The organism is Streptomyces spinosisporus, from assembly GCF_022698145.1.
In the GTDB taxonomy this organism is placed as follows: Bacteria; Actinomycetota; Actinomycetes; order Streptomycetales; family Streptomycetaceae; genus Streptomyces; species Streptomyces spinosisporus.
The window spans coordinates 71,005-87,273 of record NZ_JALDAX010000024.1 but is presented as its reverse complement, the minus strand read 5'-3'; the positions used below and the strand labels follow the sequence as shown (position 1 = coordinate 87,273).

Sequence of the window (16,269 nt, the reverse complement as noted above, 5' to 3'; positions counted from 1 at the left end):
GGTGGCGGGAGCCCGCCGGCCGCCGCAGCTCCGAAGCCGGCCGCGGTGGTGGTCGACGTGGATGCCTACGGAGCCGACCCCACGGGCCGGACGGACTCGACGCCCGCCGTCAAGGCGGCGCTGCGGCACGCCAAGAGCATGCACCGGCCGGTCAGGGTCGTGTTCTCGAAGGGCACCTACCAGCTCTACCCGGAGCGGGCCGAGACGCGTGAGCTGTACGTGTCCAACACCGTGGGCGCCGATCAGCGTTACCGGGACAAGAGGATCGGGCTGCTTGTCGAGGACATGCACGACGTCACCATCGACGGCGGCGGGGCCGAACTCGTCTACCACGGCCTGCAGACGGCGTTCGCATCGATCCGCTCGGCCAACGTGACCTTTACGAACTTCTCCTTCGAGTACGCCGCCCCCGAGGTCGTCGACGCGAGTGTCGCCTCCACCGGTGTCACCGACGGACACGCCTACCGCATCCTGTCGATTCCCGCTGGCAGCCCGTACCGAGTGGACGGCACACACATCGCCTGGCTCGGCGAGACCAGCCCGGCCACCGGGCAGCCGTACTGGTCGGGTGTCGACGGACTGCAGTACACGCAGATCCACGACCCCAAGGCACAACGGACCTGGCGCGGGGACAACCCGCTGTTCAACGACATCGCCGCGGTCACCGACCTCGGCCACCGTCGGATTCGAATCGACTACACGACCACGGCACGGCCCGAGGATGCCGGGCTCGTCTACCAGATGCGCCTCATCGAACGAACGGAGCCGGGCGCTTTCATCTGGCAGTCGAAGAACGTCACGATGCGCTCGATGAACGCCCGCTATCTACAATCCTTCGGCGTGGTGGGGCAGTTCAGCGAGAACATCTCGATCGACAGGGTGAACTTCGCCCCCGATCCGGCGTCCGGCCGCTCCACCGCGTCGTTCGCGGACTTCGTGCAGATGTCCGGCGTCAAGGGGAAGGTCTCGATCACAAGAAGCGTCTTCGACGGCCCGCATGACGACCCGATTAACATCCACGGCACCTATCTCGAGGTCGTGGGCAGACCCGGGCCCTCCAGCCTCACGCTCGCCTACGAACACCCGCAGACAGCCGGGTTCCCGCAGTTCGCCCCCGGTGACGAGGTCGAGTTCACCGCCAAGCGCACCATGACACCCCTGGCCGACGCACACGCGGTGGTCACCGCGGTCGACGGGCCCAGCGGCCAGGACCACAACAAGCCACTGACCACGATGACCGTCACCTTCGACCGGCCGGTTCCCGCCGGTGTCGAGATCAACGGCACCGTCGTCGAGAACATCACCGCCACTCCGTCGGTCGTCATCGCCGACAACGTGTTCCGTAACGTGCCGACCCGCGGTGTGCTGGTCACCACCCGCAAACCCGTCCTCATCACCGGCAACCGGTTCGACGGGATGTCCATGGCCAGCATCTACGTCTCCGCCGACGCCTACCAGTGGTACGAGTCCGGGCCTGTGGCTGACCTCACGATCCGGGGAAACTCCTTCACCCGGCCCACTGGACCGGTCATCTTCGTGGAGCCGACCAACCAGGTCGTCGACCCGGCGAAGCCGGTGCACCACAACATCAAGGTCGAACACAACTTCTTCGACATCGGTGACGTCACTGTCGTCGACGCCAAGAGCGTCGGTGGCTTCGCCTTCACCGCCAACACCCTCCGGCGCCTGGACACGGCGGACCACCCGCCCTACAGTTCTCCGCTGTTCGTCTTCCACGGCAGTTCGGACATCCGGATCGCGCACAACCATTACGACAAGGGCCTGAACACGTCCGTGGTCTCGGACTGAGGCGAGCTGAGGGCTGACAAGTACCTCGACAAACGGCTGTGGATCGGGGCGCCACAACAGGGGCAGCGCATTCACCGGGTCGCCGTGGCCGGCACTCGCGAGGCCGTCCGCTACGGGATCGACCGGGCTCGAGGTCCACGGAGGGTGTTGCGGCCCTTGGAGGCGAGCCGGTCTTTGCTCGTGGAGGGCGGGGAATCGCTGCCGGCCGGTGGTGTCATGGACGGTTCGCCACACGGTCTCTGCGAGCCTTGCCCGTTCCTCCTCCACGCCCACGTCGGCTCAGGGCAGGACACCCACGGGCGTGCGCGCAGAGGCCCGCAGGCGGACCGCATCCCTGCTCGGGGCCTCGCCGAACTGGCGGCGGTACTCCCGGCTGAACTGCGAGGGGTTGTCGTAGCCGACGCGTCGGCCGACTCCGGTGACGTCGCCCGGGTAGGTGGCGAGCAGCAGCCGCGCCTCCTGAAGCCGGATCTGTTTCTGGAACTGGATGGGGCTCATCGCGGTCACCGCCTGGAAATTGCGGTAGAAGGCGGAGGCGCTCATGCCGGACAGGCGTGCCACGTCCTCGACCCGGAAGGGTTCGGCGAAGTGTTCGCGGATCCAGCGCACCGCGCGGGATACGTGGCTGAGGCCACTGTCGGCCAGGCCGAGGTGGCGCACCGTCGCCCCCTGCTCGCCGGTGATCAGACGCCACAGGATCTCGCGTTTGACCAGCGGGGCCAGTACGGCGCGGTCGCGAGGTTCGTCGAGGAGGCGCAGCAGTCGCACCACGGCGTCGAGCAGGGCGGGCGGGGCGTCGCTGACGGCGATCCCGGACGGCGCGCCCGCACCGGAGCGAGGACTGTCCCCGAGGCCGGCCTGCAGTAGCAACTCCGCGACGGCGGACGGTTCCAGCGTCAGACCGAAGCCCAGCGCGGGCTGCTCGGGGTCGGCCTGGGTGAACTGTCCGGTGACGGGCAGATCGACGGATGCGACCAGGTACTGTCCGGCGCCGTATTCGTACACCCGCTCGCCCAGCGCGAGGCGCTTGGCTCCCTGGGCGATGACCGCGAGCACCGTTCCGGACATGGAGGGCGCCGGCGGATCCGGCCGGTCGACGCGTGAGATCAGGACGCCGTCGATGGCGGTGGTCCAATCGGGGCGGGCGTGCCGGGCCAGCAGAGTGCGGAACTCTTCCAGATCCATGCGTCCATTGCAGCACGATCGCGCGGCCGCACTCCCGACCTTGCGAGGATCGTGCAAGTGCGAGCGAGCATCGTTCTAACATTTTCGCAGGTCAGGGCGGTTGACTGGGACTACCGCACTCCCTCACCGACGAAGAAGGCAACCATGATCGCCAACTATGGATTCAGCGCCACCCTGACCGCCAAGCCCGGAATGGGTGACCGGCTCGTCGACCTGCTGCTGACCGGCCTGAACGAGGGCAACCCCGGCGCGAGCGAATTCTGTGTCGTCTATCTCGTCTCCCGCTCCGCGTCCAACCCCGACGTCGTTCACGTCGCCGAGGGCTGGACCAGTCGGCAGGATCACCACCGGATCTTCGCCGGCGAGGCCGCCCAGGCCATCGTGGCGCAGATCGGGGCGCTGCTCGCTCGGGAGTCCGAGTACACCGACCACGTCCCGGTGCGCGGCAAGGCCGCCTTCTGAACACCGGATCGATCCCGCAGCCTGCATCCTCGCCCGACCGTACGGCACCACCACACGAGAGGCCGACACCATGACCATGGCACGCCCCGCCCTGGACCACGAACTGCGCACCCTCCTCGCCGACATGCCCCTGATGTCCCAGCTCAGCCCCGAAGTGCTCACGCAACTGCGCCAGTTGCCCTCGACACCCGTCGAGTCCCTGCTCGCCCAACGGCAGGTCGAGCGCCGCGAGATCACCTTTTTCGCCAAGGACGGTGCCCCGATTCCCTTGTCGGTCTTCAGCCCCGCGAACCGTGATCAGACCACTGCCGCACCCTGCGTCTACTGGATGCACGGCGGCGGGATGGTGATGGGTGATCGCTTCTCGCAGATCGACATCCCGCTGGAGTGGCTCGACGAGTTCGGAGCGGTGGTGGTCTCCGTGGACTACCGCCTGGCACCCGAGGCCACCGGCACAACCCTTGTCGATGACTGCTACCAGGGACTGCTCCACATCTCTGAACACTCCGAGGAACTGGGCATCGATCCCGGCCGGATCGTCGTCGCCGGCGCCAGCGCGGGCGGCGGCCTGGCGGCTGGGGTCACTCTGCTGGCCCGAGACCTCGGCACCCCGGTGATCGCCGCCCAGATGCTGATCTGTCCCATGCTCGACCACCGCAACACCAGCACCTCCAGCCGCCAGTACTCCGGTGAGCCAGGTGTCTGGACTCGCGAGATGAACGAGTTCGGATGGCGCGCCGTCCTAGGTGACGCCACCGACGGTGAGGTCTCGGCCTACGTCTCGCCCGCGCTGGCCGACGACCTCTCGGGCCTGCCGACCACCTACATCGACACGGGTTCCGCCGAAGTCTTCCGTGACGAGGACACCGCATACGCCACCCGCATCTGGGCGGCCGGCGGCCAGGCAGAACTCCATGTCTGGGCGGGCGGCTTCCACGGCTTCGACGCCCTGTACCCGCAGGCACAGATCTCTGCCACAGCCCGCCGGACCCGCACAGACTGGCTCGCCCGGCTCCTTGCCTCACGCCGCGCCGCGTAACACCGCCGATGCCGTCGGCTGGAAAGCGCGGATCGCCCTGGCCATCATTCGCGCCTATGGCGGTGTCCCGGAGGCGTCGCCACGGGTGGCAGCGGACGTTGTGGTGGATGGACAGGCGAATGCGGAGCGGCGCTCACCGTCGAGCCGGACCGTACTTTGACCTTCCGGGACTACCCGTTGTACTGGGCGCTGATCTGTCACCTCTTCGCGGGGCCAACGGTGGCGCCAGTCATGGGCCGGCGTTCCGCAACAGCACCCTCGGCTGTCGGCGAGGGCGCAGGGTCGTCGGCCGCCCTCTTGGGGAAGCTGTACGGGAGGCGCGTTTGCTCATGCCGTGTCCTTGGTGCGGCGGGGCGCCGATTCGGCAGGCGGCCCGTACGTCACGGCGGGCTCTGCGGCAGGTGCCCACTGGCGTGAGCGACGGCCGTCCCGAAAATGCCCGGCGTGGTCCTGTCCGCTCGAAGGTTGAATTCCAGTTCGGGGCGGTCCCACGGGACGGCGGGTGGGCGTGCGGGTGCCGTCCCGGTGAGTGCGGCTCCGACGGCGCGGTAGAACCCCTCTGCGGGAGGGTGTGACACCACTCGGACACGGTCGAGGCAGGCGGCACGGGCCTCGGACTTCATGTGGTCGACGAGCAGACGTCCGATGCCCTGCCCCTGCGCCCGATCTGCGACGAAGAGCAGGTCGAGTTCCGCGGAAGCGAGAACGAGCGAGTAGAACCCAAGGACCTGGCCCTGCCCGGCGTCGGGAGCCACGGCCACGAAGACGCGGTGGGCTGCGATGTAGTCAGGGCCGACCCTGTAGCCCGCCACCATGGCTGCGTAGTGACCTTCGTAGGCGCGTGAGCTTCGCACGAGGCGTGTGAGCACTTTGGCGTCCCGAGCGTCTGCGCGTCGTATCGTGTGACGCTCACTGCTGGGAGTAATGCCTCGTTTCATACGGAGAGTATTACGCGTGGGGAGTGCTCCTCGTGACGCGGGTGGGCCAAAGAGCCTGCCGTGGTCCTCCCGTTTCGACCGGCCCCCGGCGGGTGGGTGATCCGCAACTGTTCACTCGACCGGGGAAGCCAGATCGTCGACTACAGGGGCATTCGGGCGCGACCATGGCCCGTCTGGTCCAGCCGCACGAGGCCTCCGGTCGATGCCGAGGTCGACGCGAGAATCCCGGCATCGCGCGGCCGGCCAGAGTTCGCAGTCCCGCGAGGTGTCGATCAGAGTGCGTGCAGTATGTCGGCGATCTTCGCCGCGACGGTCTCGGCGGCTCCCTGGGCGTACGAAGAGTCCATCGCCTCATAGGTGATGCGGGCGTAACTCCGGGTCTCCGCCATGTTCTTGGCGCCGCCCTCCAGCATCGACATGACGGCGGTGTGCGCAAAAGGCGAGTGTTTCTTGATGTCGAGTGCGGTGTCGGTGGACAACTCCGGAGACACCCCCACGTAGGCGCCCTCCCCGATTCTGAGCACCCAGATCGGCACCTCGGCGGTGCCCGTCGGTGTGAAGTCGTACGTCTTGACCGGCCCCGTCGGATGTCCCGCAGGAACCGTGGCGACGGTGACGGAGTCGGTGTGCAGGCGCACCACGGGTCTCGTACCGGGGGAGGTTTTGATGGTCTGGGCGACTCGGACGACTTCGGTGCCCAGTCGTTCGCCCTGCACCGTCAGCAGGATCCAGCCCGCGTCCTTCGCGTCCACCTGCGACCAGTTCTTGTCCTTGTCGATGGTGTACCGCTTGGAGCGGAACTGGGGCGCCTGGTCTCCGCACGAGCCGACGAGGAAGAAGCCCACGACGTCGCCGTCGTACTGGTCCTCGACGTGCTGTACGGCCGCGCCGGCCAGGTCGGCGGTGATGGGCAGGTCGCCGCTTGCCATGACCGATTCCATCATCACCGAGGACTGGACGCTGTAGTTGCAGAGTACGGCGATCGGGCGGCCGTTCGCGTCGTCGAAGCGGGTGACACCCACGCTCTTGTCGGAGGGGCCGGCCTCCGCGGTGCCCAGCCACCAGCCGTCCGCGGTCAGGACGTCCCGGTTGACGTTGACGTCGCACTCTCCGACGCCGAAGCCGACTCGTGCGGGCCGTAGACCCTTGACCGCGGCCGCGACCGCCGTCGAGGTGGCCTGCTTGATCTGCTCCACGTACTGTGCCGCTCCTGTCGAGGAGCTTGCCGCCTGAACGTGCGGGGCGGAAAAGGTGTGCGTGACGGTGACGACGACGTCCGCCGGTGCCACCCCGGACGACTTGGAGATGATCGTCCGCATGGCCGCAATCGCTTCGGCGCTGATCGACGTCAGGTCCAGCACGGCCAGGGCGACGCGATGCGATCCGCTTTCCAGCACCAGGATCCGTACGTAGAGATCGTCGTGCACGGTGGTGAAGCCGTCGAGCGGCAGGAGGGAGGACGGGAAGTCGATCGCGGCCGGCCGGCACCGGCCCTGAGCGCCGCCGTAGGCCTTGTTTCCTGTGCCGCTTGTGCGGCCGCAGTCCCGCCCGCAAGTGACGCGGCTGTGGCCGCGGCTGCGAGCGAACCGTTCAGGAAGGAACGACGATGAATACCGCCGTCGTCCATCTCCCGCTCATTCGTCTTGTAATGCACGACGCTCCTTCATGTCTGTTGTTCGGAAGGCCACCGATGCTGCGGCGATCGATGCACGAGACAAAGCGCCCTGCGCGTAACCTGAGATTGCGCAGCGCGCAATAGTGACTTGGCCCAGCAATTCTCTGCGTCACCTGTGAGAAATGGGCCGTTTCAACGGTCGTGGCTGAATTCCGCACAGTCTTTTGCCAGTTGGAATTCCTAGGGTTCCCCGTGCTGACGTTCTCGTTCCCCTACCGAGGAGTTGACACAGGTGGAGAGGCGTACGTTCATCGCCGGATCCGCGGCGGCAGGAGCTTTGGCCGTGACAGGCGGAGTCGCTTACGGAGCGGTCTCCGACGACCCGCAGGAGACGCGTGCGAACACCGACCGGGTGCACGGCGTCACCGCGATCACGAAGGTGTTCGGAGACGGCCAGAAACTCATCGCGGTTGCGGTCGAATACGACCAGGTCATCGACACCTCATCCCTGTCGACTTCCACCTTCGCCGTCACCGGCCGTACAGTCACCAAGGTCTACGCGAACAGGACCGCAGACCTCGCGGAGCGGGGCAGCAACGGCCGCTACGTGATCGTTGAGCTCTCGGCCGACGATGACGCGGCGGCATTGTGGGTGACCCAGCAAGGCTCCGGATCGGGTACGCCGTCCAGCTCCGCCGCCAGTGCAAGCGCCGACCCGAGCCCAAGCACTTCCGGCGGCCCCGGCGCGGGCGGGCCGAAAGTCGGTGACAGCACGCCGGGCGGGACCATCGTGGCGGCGAAGGCGACGCTGACCCAGAAGGGCACCGTCACCACGATTCGCGGCACCCGCTACCCCGCCGACGGCACAGTGCTGACCAACAGCAAGGTGGTGAACCTGATTGTCGACGACTTCCGGCAGTTCACGTTCGACGACCCGGCGACCGGACAGACCCTGAAGTACAACCTGTTCGTGCCGAAGGACTACAACCCCCGCAAGAAGTATCCGCTGGTGCTGTTCATGCATGACGCGAGCGTCGTCAACGTCGCCACACAAGGCCCGCTGGTGCAGGGCCTGGGCGCCGTGTGCTGGGCGAGCGACGAGGACCAGGCCAAGCACGAGGCCTTCGTCCTGGCGCCGGAGTACGGCTCGGTCGTCGTCGACGACACCTATGTGCCGTCGTCCCTGTTCGACGCCACCGCCAACCTCGTCGAGGCGGTGACGAGGAAGTACAGCATCGACAGCAACCGGCGTTACACCACAGGCCAGTCGATGGGCGCGATGATGTCGCTCGGTCTGAACATCAAGTATCCCGACCTGTTCGCGGCAGCGTTCATCGTGGCCGGCTAGTGGCCCTCCGACGTGGCCGCGCCGCTCGCCGAGAAGAGGCTGTGGATCGTCGTCTCCCAGGACGACGACAAGTCCTACTCCGGCGAGAACGCCATCACCAAGGTTATTCAGGAAGAGGGAACGACGGTCGCCACCGCTGTCTGGGACGGGCAGTCCACCGCCGCGCAGTTCGCCGCCGACGTCCGCAGTATGAAAGCGCAGAAGGCTCCGGTGAACCACGCCTCCTTCCAGACCGGCACGACCGTCCCGTCCGGCTCGGGCATCAGCGCGCACATGGGCACCTGGCGCATCGCCTACGCGATCCCCGAGATCCGGGACTGGATCATGCGGCAGTCGCGGTGAGCGGAGCGGGGTGAGGGGGCGCCTGCTCCCCTCACCCCGCAGGCGGTGGCCCTCCTGGTGGGCAAACTGAGCGATCGGGGACTCATCGAACGCCGTATCCATCCACGGCGCCGCAACATCCGAGAACTTCACCTGACCGACAGCGGCCGGGACGAACGGACCAAGGCCGAGCAGATCGTCAGCGACCTTGAGCAGCGCATTCACCAGTCCTTGGGCGACCAGCACTACCGCCAGTTGCGCGAACTGCGGGCCAGGTCATCGACACCCTGCTACGGACGCTGCGGCGGAGCCGGACCGCTTACTGGCTCTAACAACAGCGGTTGATCATGTGACTGTTGGCTTGTCGGCCCGTTGGTCGGGTTGTTGTCAAACGTCAGTCGCGGCGGTGGGTCGTGTCCGATGAACTGTGGGCACTCATCGAGCCGTTGCTGCCGCAGCCGGGTCCGAACCTGGTGGAGGGCAGACCCCGAGTCCCAGACCGGCAGGCGCGGTGCGGGATCCTCTTTGTCCTGCACACCGGCATCCAGGGGGAGTACCTGCCCCAGGAGCTGGGCTTCGGCTCGGACATGACCTGCTGGCGGCGCCTGGTCGCCTGGAACGAGGCCGGCGTCTGGGACCAGCTGCATGTGGTGCTGCTGGAAAGCTGCGCGAAGAACCCGCTGGACTGGTCCCGGGTGGTGATCGACTCCTCGCACACGCGAGCCGCCCGCAGGGGCCCAAAAGCGGGCCCAGCCCGGTCGGCCGCGCACGGCCGGGCAGCAAGCACCACCTCATCGTCCACGACCAAGGCATCCCGCTCGCGGTCGCTGACCGGAGCCAACCGCAACGACGTCACGCAACTGCTGCCCCTCGGGCACAACGTGCCGGCCCAGCGCCGCCCCTGCCCTGTTGCCCCTGACTCGGTACTCCGCGTGCGCTCGGCGCCTGGCGGACGGCCGAACGCTGCCCGGACCAGACGTCCCCGACGCCGCATCCAGTTGCCTCGCCGGGATGGAGCAGCAGTTGCGACTCGGTCGATGACGGGACTGCGCATTGCTGTGCGTCGGTGACGCCGTCCCTCGTGCACAGATGCTATAGGAAATTGCTCCTCCTTGAGTCGAGTGCAGGGCAGCCGAAGAGCCGGTCGAGATGTCCGCATAGCTCAGCGTTTAGGCTGCACATCTGGACAGTCTGACGCGAGGTCGACGGCTCCGGGGGTTGACGGGCGGCCGTGCCTGATCGACCATCGCCATACCAATTTCCTATGTGATTCCGGGGAGTGGTGGCGAATGCGTCCTCCGTCCCGCGCCGTTCTGTCAGGACTTGCGGCCGTCGCCGTGCTCATGGCGGGCTCGACGGCGTGCACCATCAAGAACTCCGGTGCGCCGTCGGGCGCACAGGCCCCCTCGTCCGGGAAGTCCGGCACGGGTACCGCCGAGTTGGCCGACGGGTCGGGCACGAAGGTGGCCCTCGTGCCCGGCGGTGCACACCCCTACTTCCAGCCCTGGAAGGCCGCAGGCGCATCCGCGAAGAAGCAGTACGGCCTCGGGGACGTGACCTTCGACGAGACCTCCGAGTGGGACCAGCAGAAGCAGGACAACCTGCTCTCCACGCTGGCGGCCCGCGGGTACAACGCGTTCGGGATCTTCGGCGTGTCGCCCACCGACATCAACACCACCTTCGCAGACCTCAAGTCGCAGGGTTTCGCGGTGGCTTCACTCGCCTCCTGTCCGGCCGGCGGCACCGACAAGGCCGACTTCTGCCTGTCCACGGACGTGGAGGTCGCCGCCTACAAGGCGGCCAAGGCCGCGATCGAGGCCATGGGCGGCCAGGGCACACTCGTCCATCTCACCGGCAACAACGTGGACGCCAACACCCAGCTGCGGATCAAGGGTGTGGCCAAGGCGGTGCAGGAGTCCGGCGGCAAGGTCAAGCTGCTGCAGACCATCACCGATGTCGACAAGGATCTGCAGACCGCTCAGAAGGCCGTGTCGGACCTGCTCGCGGCGAAGGGCAGCCAGATCCAGGGCATCGTCACCACCGCCTACAACCCCGCCGTGGCCGCCGCCGACGCGGTCAGGACCACCGGCGCCAAGGCCAAGGTCGTGGCCATCGACGACGACGCCAAGATCCTCGGCGCCATCAGGGACGGCTCGGTCGCCGCCACCGTGGTCCAGAACCCCGGGGGGCAGGCTGAGTTGGGCACCTGGGCGCTGGCACTGCTGCAGACGAAGCAGTGCACCATGCGGCACCCGGGACAGACCATCGACTCGGGTTCGTTCGTGGTCACCAAGGCGAACGTCGGCACCTACGACGCGGCCAGGAAGGCCAGGACCGAGCAGCTCAAGAAGCAGTTCGCAGACACCTACCTCGTCTGCGCATGACCGCCGACGGCACTGAGGAAAGCGGACCGAGCACGATGACCACCATCACGCACGCCACGGCGCTGCTCGCCGACATCGCGGTGGAGCAGGAGCGCACTGACGCCGTGCAGGCCTTCGTCAAGCAGGAGACGATCCTCGTCCACATCACCACCGGGGACGGTCTTGAGGGAACCGGCTACGCCTACACGATCGGCACCGGCGGCTCCTCCGTCCTGGCCCTGCTTCGCGAGCACCTGCTGCCCCTCCTCGTCGGAGCGGACGCCCGGAACGTCGAGGCCCTGTGGCAGCGGCTGTTCGCCGCGACGCGCGCCACCACGACCGGGGCCATCACCTCCCTCGCCCTGGCCGCCGTGGACTGCGGCCTGTGGGACCTGCGCTGCAAGCGGGCCGGGGAGCCGCTGTGGCGACTGGCCGGCGGGCACCGCCAGGAGATCCCGCTCTACGACACCGAAGGCGGCTGGCTGCACCTGAGCACCGACGACCTGGTCCGCTCGGCGCTCGAGGCGCAGAAGGCCGGGTGGGCGGGCGTCAAGATCAAAGTGGGGAGGCCGCATGTCGCCGAGGACGCCGAGCGGCTGCGGGCCGTCCGCGAGGCGGTCGGGCCGACGATGCACATCATGACCGACGCCAACCAGTCGCAAAGCATCTCCTCGGCGCTCCAGCTCGCCGCCGCCCTGGAACCCCACGGACCGTACTGGCTGGAGGAGCCCCTTCCCGCCGACGACGTCAGCGGACATGCCCGCCTGGCCGCGGCGACGAGGATTCCCCTGGCCGTGGGGGAGTCCCTGTACTCCGCCATGCAGTTCCGCGCGTACTTGGAGTCGGGCGCCGCCTCGGTCATACAGGTCGACGCCGCGCGCGTCGGCGGTATCACACCGTGGCTGAAGGTCGCACACACCGCGGAGAGCCACAACGCCGTGGTCTGTCCGCACTTCCTGATGGAACTGCACGTCAGCCTGGCCGCCGCGGTACCCAACGGCATGTTCGTCGAGTACATCCCGCAGCTGAGAGCGGTGACCCGCGCCGAACTGACCGTCCGTGACGGACGGGCGGTGGCACCTGACGTGCCGGGCATCGGGATCGACTGGGACATGGACGCCATCGACAACCGGAGGGTGGCATGAGAACACCCGTCAGGACACCGCGGAACGCGAGCCGGGCGGACGACGAGGTGGCCGCGCCGAAGTCCACGCAGCGGCTGCCGATCTGGGTGAACCAGCGGCTCGGTCTGCTGGTGCTCACGGTCGCTCTCGCCACGCTGTTCGGCATCCTGCGGCCGGCGTTCCTCGACCAGCGGCTCGTCCTGTTTCCCCTGCTGCGGGACATCTCGACGCTGACCGTGGTGGCGCTCGCCCAGATGGTGGCCCTCTCCGTGGGACACATGAACCTCGCCGTGGGCCGCATGGCTTCGTTCGGCGCGCTGTGCGCGGGATTCGGTTACGACCGGCTCGGTCTGCCGCTCCAACTCGGCCTGCTGCTCTGCCTGTTCGCCGGTGCCGTCATCGGCGCTCTGACCGGCTGGATCATCGCCCGCACCGGCGTCGGCTCCTTCGTGGTCACCCTGGCCATGGACTTCGCCCTGCTGGGGCTGGTGTCCCTGCTCTACTCGGCGCTCACCGAGAACGCGGCCTTCACCACGCGGCCGAGCGGGCTCATGGACCTGCGCTCCACCTCGCTCGCCGACATCTGCATCGGCCGCGTCTGCGGATCCCCTGCGGTGCCGCAGCTGGCCCAGTTCACGGTCCTGGCGCTGGCCGGCCTCGGCTTCCTGTACACCTGCACCCGGATGGGCCGGGAGCTGCTGCTCACCGGCGCCAACCCGGCGGCGGCGGAGCTGTCGGGCATCCCCACAGGCCGCCGGATCCTCCTTGCGCACACCCTCTCCGGACTGCTCGCCGCGCTCGCCGGCTTCATGGCCGCCGTCGGTACCGGCACGTTCCGCGCCTCCATCGGAAACGACTTCATGCTGCCGTCCTTCCTCGGTGCGGTCCTCGGCGGCACCCTCCTGACCGGCGGCATCGTCTCTGTGCTTGGCGCGTTGCTGGGCACCTCACTGGTCGGCGTCATCCGCAAGGGCCTTGATCTGCTCGGCGTAGGCATGGAAAGCCTGAACATCTACCTCGGATGCGTTCTGCTGCTGGCTCTGTCCGCCGACCGCGTGCGCACCGTCGTGTCGTACCGGAAGGTGGTGCGCTCCGCATGATCACGACCAACGATCGCGGAGGGCGTGCCGGCGCCGTCCTGCGTCGCTTCTCCCGGTCCACGGCCATGACGCTGCTGTGCGTGACGGTCGCCGGATATCTCGCCCTGGGAGCCGCCTCTTCGGGCGAGTTCCTCCAGGGGCCGTCGGTCCGGACCTTCCTGCAGTACCTGGCCACGCCCATCCTCATCGGACTGGCCCAGACGACCGCCCTGTGCGTCGGACAGCTCAACCTCGCGGTCGGCGCCCTCGGCGGCTTCACCGCCTGCCTGATGGGCATCCTCATGGCCGACGCCGGTGTTCCGGCACCGATCGCCGTAGCGGCGGGCGTTGTGGTGGCGGCGCTGGTCGGTCTGGTGACCGGCGTGTTCATCGTGGCGACGCGGATCAACGGCTTCATCGTCACGCTCGGCACGATGACCATCCTGCTGGGAGCCCAGTACCGGCTGGCCGGCACACGAACCATCGACGACTACTCACCGACCCTGAGGGACCTCGGCCGGGCCGCCCCGCTGAACCTCCCGCTGGTGTTCCTCACCGCGCTCGTCGCGGCGGCCCTGCTGGCCGCGTTCATGTACGGCGCGATTGCCGGCCGGCGGCTCCTCGCCGCAGGCGGCAACCCGCTGGCGGCGCGCCTTTCCGGCATCTCCACCGACCGGCAGATCGTGCTCGCCCACACCCTGTCCGGCCTCCTCGTCGGCGTCGCCGCCGTGACCGCGACGGCGTCCCTGCCCGGCGTCAACACCAGCGTCGGCGGAGACTGGCTGTTGCCCAGCTTCGCCGCACCGATCATCGGAGGTGTCTCGCTCAACGGTGGCTCCGTCGCGGTGTTCGGCACGGTGCTGGCAGCGTTCGTCATGCGGCTCATCGACGCCGCACGCGCCCAGTTCTCCCTCGATCCGAGCTGGGTGAACTTCCTCATCGGCCTGGTCGTGCTCGGCACGGTGGTCGGCGGCCGCATCCGCCAGACACATCTGGAGAAGAAGGGCACCACGCACGAGCGTACACCCCCGGCACCCGCCAGCCGAGGACAGACGGCCGACGCAGCACTGCCGAACGCAGGAGGTGCGCGATGAGCGAAGTCCTCCTCGAATGCCGGGAGATCGTGAAGGTCTTCCCCGGGGTACGCGCCCTGGACGGCGTCGGCCTGCGCCTGACGGCCGGTTCCGTACACGCGCTGCTGGGGGAGAACGGTGCGGGGAAGTCCACGCTCATCAAAGTCCTGACCGGCGTCCACCCGCCCGACGCTGGGCACCTCACATGGCGCGGCGAACAGGTCCACCTGCGTACGCCGCTGGAGGCCACCCGGACCGGCATCGGCGTGGTCCACCAGGAACGCAACCTCATACCCGGCTTCTCGGTGGCGGAGAACATCACGCTGCAGAACCCTCCCTCGCGCCACGGGCTGGTCGACCGGCAGGCCATGAACGCGCCCGCCCTGCGCTGCCTGGAGGAACTGGGCCTCGACCTGGACCCGCACCGGTTGGTCCGTGAACTGTCCGTGGCCCAGCAGCAGTTGGTGGAGATCGCGAAGGCGCTTCACACGCAGAGCGAGGTGCTGCTGCTCGACGAGCCGACCGCGTCCTTGTCCCCGCAGGAGGCCGAGAACCTCTTCCAGGTCGTACGCCGGCTGACGGCCCGTAACACGTGTGTCGTCTTCGTGAGCCACAAGCTGGAGGAGGTCTTCGCGATCAGCGACACCGTCACCGTGCTGCGCGACGGCAGATCGGTGCTGGAGTCCGCACCGCTCGCGGACCACACACACGACGACATCGTGAACCTGATGGTGGGCCGCGCCCATACGGCGGCCAAGATGCTGCCCCGCACGCCCGAGCCGACATCCGTTCCGGTCCTCGCGCTCGACGGGATCTGCACCGCCCGCGGCCACCAGGACGTCTCCTTGGCGGTACGCCCCGGCGAGATCGTCGGTCTCTACGGTCTCGTCGGCGCCGGACGCAGCGAACTGGTCAAGGCCGTTTTGGGCCTCGACCGCGTCACCGGCGGCGAGATCAGGGTGGACGGCACGCCGGCCCGGATCGCCTCACCCCGGCAGGCACTGCACGAGTTCGGCATCGGATACCTGACGGAGAACCGCAAGGAGGAGGGTGTCTTCCTCGAGCAGCCCATCCACCGGAACATCACGGTCACGGTGTGGAAGAAGCTGGCCCGGGCCCTTGGGGTCGTCTCCTCCGCCGAGGAGCGCAGCGTGGCACAGAACTTGGTCGAACGCCTCGGCATCCGGGCCTCGGGCCTTGATCAGAACGCCGGTGAACTGTCCGGCGGCAACCAGCAGAAAGTGAGTCTGGCGAAGTGGCTCGCGGCCGACACCCGGCTGCTGATCGTCGACGAGCCGACCGTGGGAGTGGACGTACGCACCAAGCATGTCTTCCACGAACTCCTTTGGGAACTGGCCCGCACGGGACTCCCCATCCTTCTGATCAGCAGCGACCTCACCGAGGTGATCACACTGGCGGACCGTGTCCTCGTCATGGCCGACCACCGCATCCGCGGTGAGGTCGGCAACGACCACCACTACGAACGGATGAGCGGCCGGATCATCCGCCTCATCCACGACCGCGCGCCCTCCGCGGTCAGCGCGCAGCAGGACGCGAAGTGAAGCGTGTGGCACAGGTGATCCGGGTCCGCCCCGAGCACCTGGAGCCGTACCTCGAGTTGCACCGCAACGTGCCCCAGCCGGTGCTGGACACACTGCGGAACTGCCACATCGGCAACTACTCGATCCACTTGCTCGGCGACCTGCTCTTCGGATACTTCGAGTACGACGGTGACGACCTGGCGGCGGACATGGCGCGCATGGCCGCCGACGAGGCGACACAGGCCTGGTGGCAGCTGACTGCACCGTGCCAGCAGCCGGTGGAGGAAGCGGCACCGGGGGAGTGGTGGGCCTCGATGGAGCAGGTGTTCCTCATGCCGTGAGACCCACCGCCACGGTACGCCCGTGTCTGCC

Annotated in this window: 15 protein-coding genes and 2 pseudogenes; 14 read left to right on the top strand and 3 right to left on the bottom strand. The window is 68.0% G+C overall.

Going from position 1 to position 16,269, the window contains the following annotated elements; all coding sequences use genetic code 11:
* Window positions 1–57 precede the first annotated feature (57 nt).
* Window positions 58–1,809: an alpha-1,3-galactosidase-related protein gene (locus MQN93_RS39385; RefSeq protein ID WP_242713271.1), complete on the top strand. Its 1,752-nt coding sequence runs from the start codon at window positions 58–60 to the stop codon at window positions 1,807–1,809.
* Between the two features lie 279 nt (window positions 1,810–2,088).
* Here MQN93_RS39385 and MQN93_RS39380 read toward each other — a convergent pair whose 3' ends face one another.
* Window positions 2,089–2,994 carry an AraC family transcriptional regulator gene (locus MQN93_RS39380; protein ID WP_242713270.1) on the bottom strand — a complete coding sequence of 302 codons (906 nt, stop codon included), beginning with the start codon at window positions 2,992–2,994 and terminating at the stop codon, window positions 2,089–2,091.
* Window positions 2,995–3,138: 144 nt separating this feature from the next.
* On the opposite strand from MQN93_RS39380, the gene MQN93_RS39375 reads away from it, so the two are divergent.
* Both MQN93_RS39375 and MQN93_RS39370 read left to right on the top strand, forming a co-directional pair.
* Window positions 3,139–3,456, top strand: a complete 318-nt coding sequence (locus tag MQN93_RS39375; RefSeq protein WP_242713269.1) for a putative quinol monooxygenase — start codon at window positions 3,139–3,141, stop codon at window positions 3,454–3,456.
* A gap of 70 nt (window positions 3,457–3,526) precedes the next feature.
* Window positions 3,527–4,495 (top strand): alpha/beta hydrolase, encoded by a 969-nt coding sequence (locus tag MQN93_RS39370; protein WP_242713268.1) that lies wholly within the window; start codon window positions 3,527–3,529, stop codon window positions 4,493–4,495.
* Between the two features lie 380 nt (window positions 4,496–4,875).
* Here MQN93_RS39370 and MQN93_RS39365 read toward each other — a convergent pair whose 3' ends face one another.
* Complete coding sequence (locus tag MQN93_RS39365; protein ID WP_242713267.1) at window positions 4,876–5,433, bottom strand: GNAT family N-acetyltransferase; 558 nt, start codon at window positions 5,431–5,433, stop codon at window positions 4,876–4,878.
* 272 nt (window positions 5,434–5,705) lie between these two features.
* The gene (locus tag MQN93_RS39360; protein WP_242713266.1) at window positions 5,706–6,860 is read right to left on the bottom strand and encodes a hypothetical protein; all 1,155 of its coding nucleotides are present in this window, start codon (window positions 6,858–6,860) and stop codon (window positions 5,706–5,708) included.
* A 480-nt stretch (window positions 6,861–7,340) separates the two neighbouring features.
* Between MQN93_RS39360 and MQN93_RS44480 the strand changes: the two are divergent.
* The 11 genes and pseudogenes from MQN93_RS44480 to MQN93_RS39310 all read left to right on the top strand — a co-directional run.
* Window positions 7,341–7,400, top strand: a pseudogene (locus MQN93_RS44480) (twin-arginine translocation signal domain-containing protein); the annotation flags it as partial.
* 60 nt (window positions 7,401–7,460) lie between these two features.
* Window positions 7,461–8,396 (top strand): alpha/beta hydrolase-fold protein, encoded by a 936-nt coding sequence (locus MQN93_RS39355; protein ID WP_242713265.1) that lies wholly within the window; start codon window positions 7,461–7,463, stop codon window positions 8,394–8,396.
* A 12-nt stretch (window positions 8,397–8,408) separates the two neighbouring features.
* Entirely contained in the window at window positions 8,409–8,738 is a 330-nt protein-coding gene (locus MQN93_RS39350) for a hypothetical protein (protein ID WP_242713264.1), read from the top strand.
* A gap of 45 nt (window positions 8,739–8,783) precedes the next feature.
* Window positions 8,784–9,062 (top strand): winged helix DNA-binding protein, encoded by a 279-nt coding sequence (locus tag MQN93_RS39345; RefSeq protein ID WP_242713263.1) that lies wholly within the window; start codon window positions 8,784–8,786, stop codon window positions 9,060–9,062.
* A gap of 11 nt (window positions 9,063–9,073) precedes the next feature.
* A pseudogene (locus MQN93_RS39340) lies at window positions 9,074–9,589 on the top strand (IS5 family transposase); the annotation flags it as partial.
* Between the two features lie 417 nt (window positions 9,590–10,006).
* Window positions 10,007–11,101, top strand: coding sequence for a sugar ABC transporter substrate-binding protein (locus MQN93_RS39335; protein WP_242713262.1), 1,095 nt, complete (start codon window positions 10,007–10,009; stop codon window positions 11,099–11,101).
* A gap of 35 nt (window positions 11,102–11,136) precedes the next feature.
* On the top strand, window positions 11,137–12,225 hold the full coding sequence (locus MQN93_RS39330; protein ID WP_242713261.1) for a mandelate racemase/muconate lactonizing enzyme family protein: 1,089 nt from the start codon (window positions 11,137–11,139) through the stop codon (window positions 12,223–12,225).
* Window positions 12,222–13,304, top strand: a complete 1,083-nt coding sequence (locus MQN93_RS39325; protein WP_242713260.1) for an ABC transporter permease — start codon at window positions 12,222–12,224, stop codon at window positions 13,302–13,304. The genes MQN93_RS39330 and MQN93_RS39325 overlap by 4 nt, the downstream gene beginning before the upstream one ends.
* Window positions 13,301–14,377, top strand: a complete 1,077-nt coding sequence (locus MQN93_RS39320; RefSeq protein ID WP_242713259.1) for an ABC transporter permease — start codon at window positions 13,301–13,303, stop codon at window positions 14,375–14,377. The genes MQN93_RS39325 and MQN93_RS39320 overlap by 4 nt, the downstream gene beginning before the upstream one ends.
* Complete coding sequence (locus MQN93_RS39315) at window positions 14,374–15,918, top strand: sugar ABC transporter ATP-binding protein (protein ID WP_242713258.1); 1,545 nt, start codon at window positions 14,374–14,376, stop codon at window positions 15,916–15,918. Before MQN93_RS39320 ends, MQN93_RS39315 begins: the two co-directional genes overlap by 4 nt.
* Window positions 15,915–16,238 (top strand): L-rhamnose mutarotase, encoded by a 324-nt coding sequence (locus MQN93_RS39310; RefSeq protein WP_242713257.1) that lies wholly within the window; start codon window positions 15,915–15,917, stop codon window positions 16,236–16,238. Before MQN93_RS39315 ends, MQN93_RS39310 begins: the two co-directional genes overlap by 4 nt.
* The last annotated feature ends 31 nt before the right edge of the window (window positions 16,239–16,269 follow it).

Excerpts from the sequence above, each read along its gene's own strand:
- MQN93_RS39320 (WP_242713259.1), top strand. The coding sequence starts at position 13,301 with ATGATCACGACCAACGATCGCGGAGGGCGTGCCGGCGCCGTCCTGCGT.
- MQN93_RS39325 (WP_242713260.1), top strand. The coding sequence starts at position 12,222 with ATGAGAACACCCGTCAGGACACCGCGGAACGCGAGCCGGGCGGACGAC.
- MQN93_RS39370 (WP_242713268.1), top strand. The coding sequence starts at position 3,527 with ATGACCATGGCACGCCCCGCCCTGGACCACGAACTGCGCACCCTCCTC.
- MQN93_RS39330 (WP_242713261.1), top strand. The coding sequence starts at position 11,137 with ATGACCACCATCACGCACGCCACGGCGCTGCTCGCCGACATCGCGGTG.
- MQN93_RS39365 (WP_242713267.1), bottom strand. The coding sequence starts at position 5,433 with ATGAAACGAGGCATTACTCCCAGCAGTGAGCGTCACACGATACGACGC.
- MQN93_RS39380 (WP_242713270.1), bottom strand. The coding sequence starts at position 2,994 with ATGGATCTGGAAGAGTTCCGCACTCTGCTGGCCCGGCACGCCCGCCCC.
- MQN93_RS39315 (WP_242713258.1), top strand. The coding sequence starts at position 14,374 with ATGAGCGAAGTCCTCCTCGAATGCCGGGAGATCGTGAAGGTCTTCCCC.
- MQN93_RS39335 (WP_242713262.1), top strand. The coding sequence starts at position 10,007 with ATGCGTCCTCCGTCCCGCGCCGTTCTGTCAGGACTTGCGGCCGTCGCC.
- MQN93_RS39375 (WP_242713269.1), top strand. The coding sequence starts at position 3,139 with ATGATCGCCAACTATGGATTCAGCGCCACCCTGACCGCCAAGCCCGGA.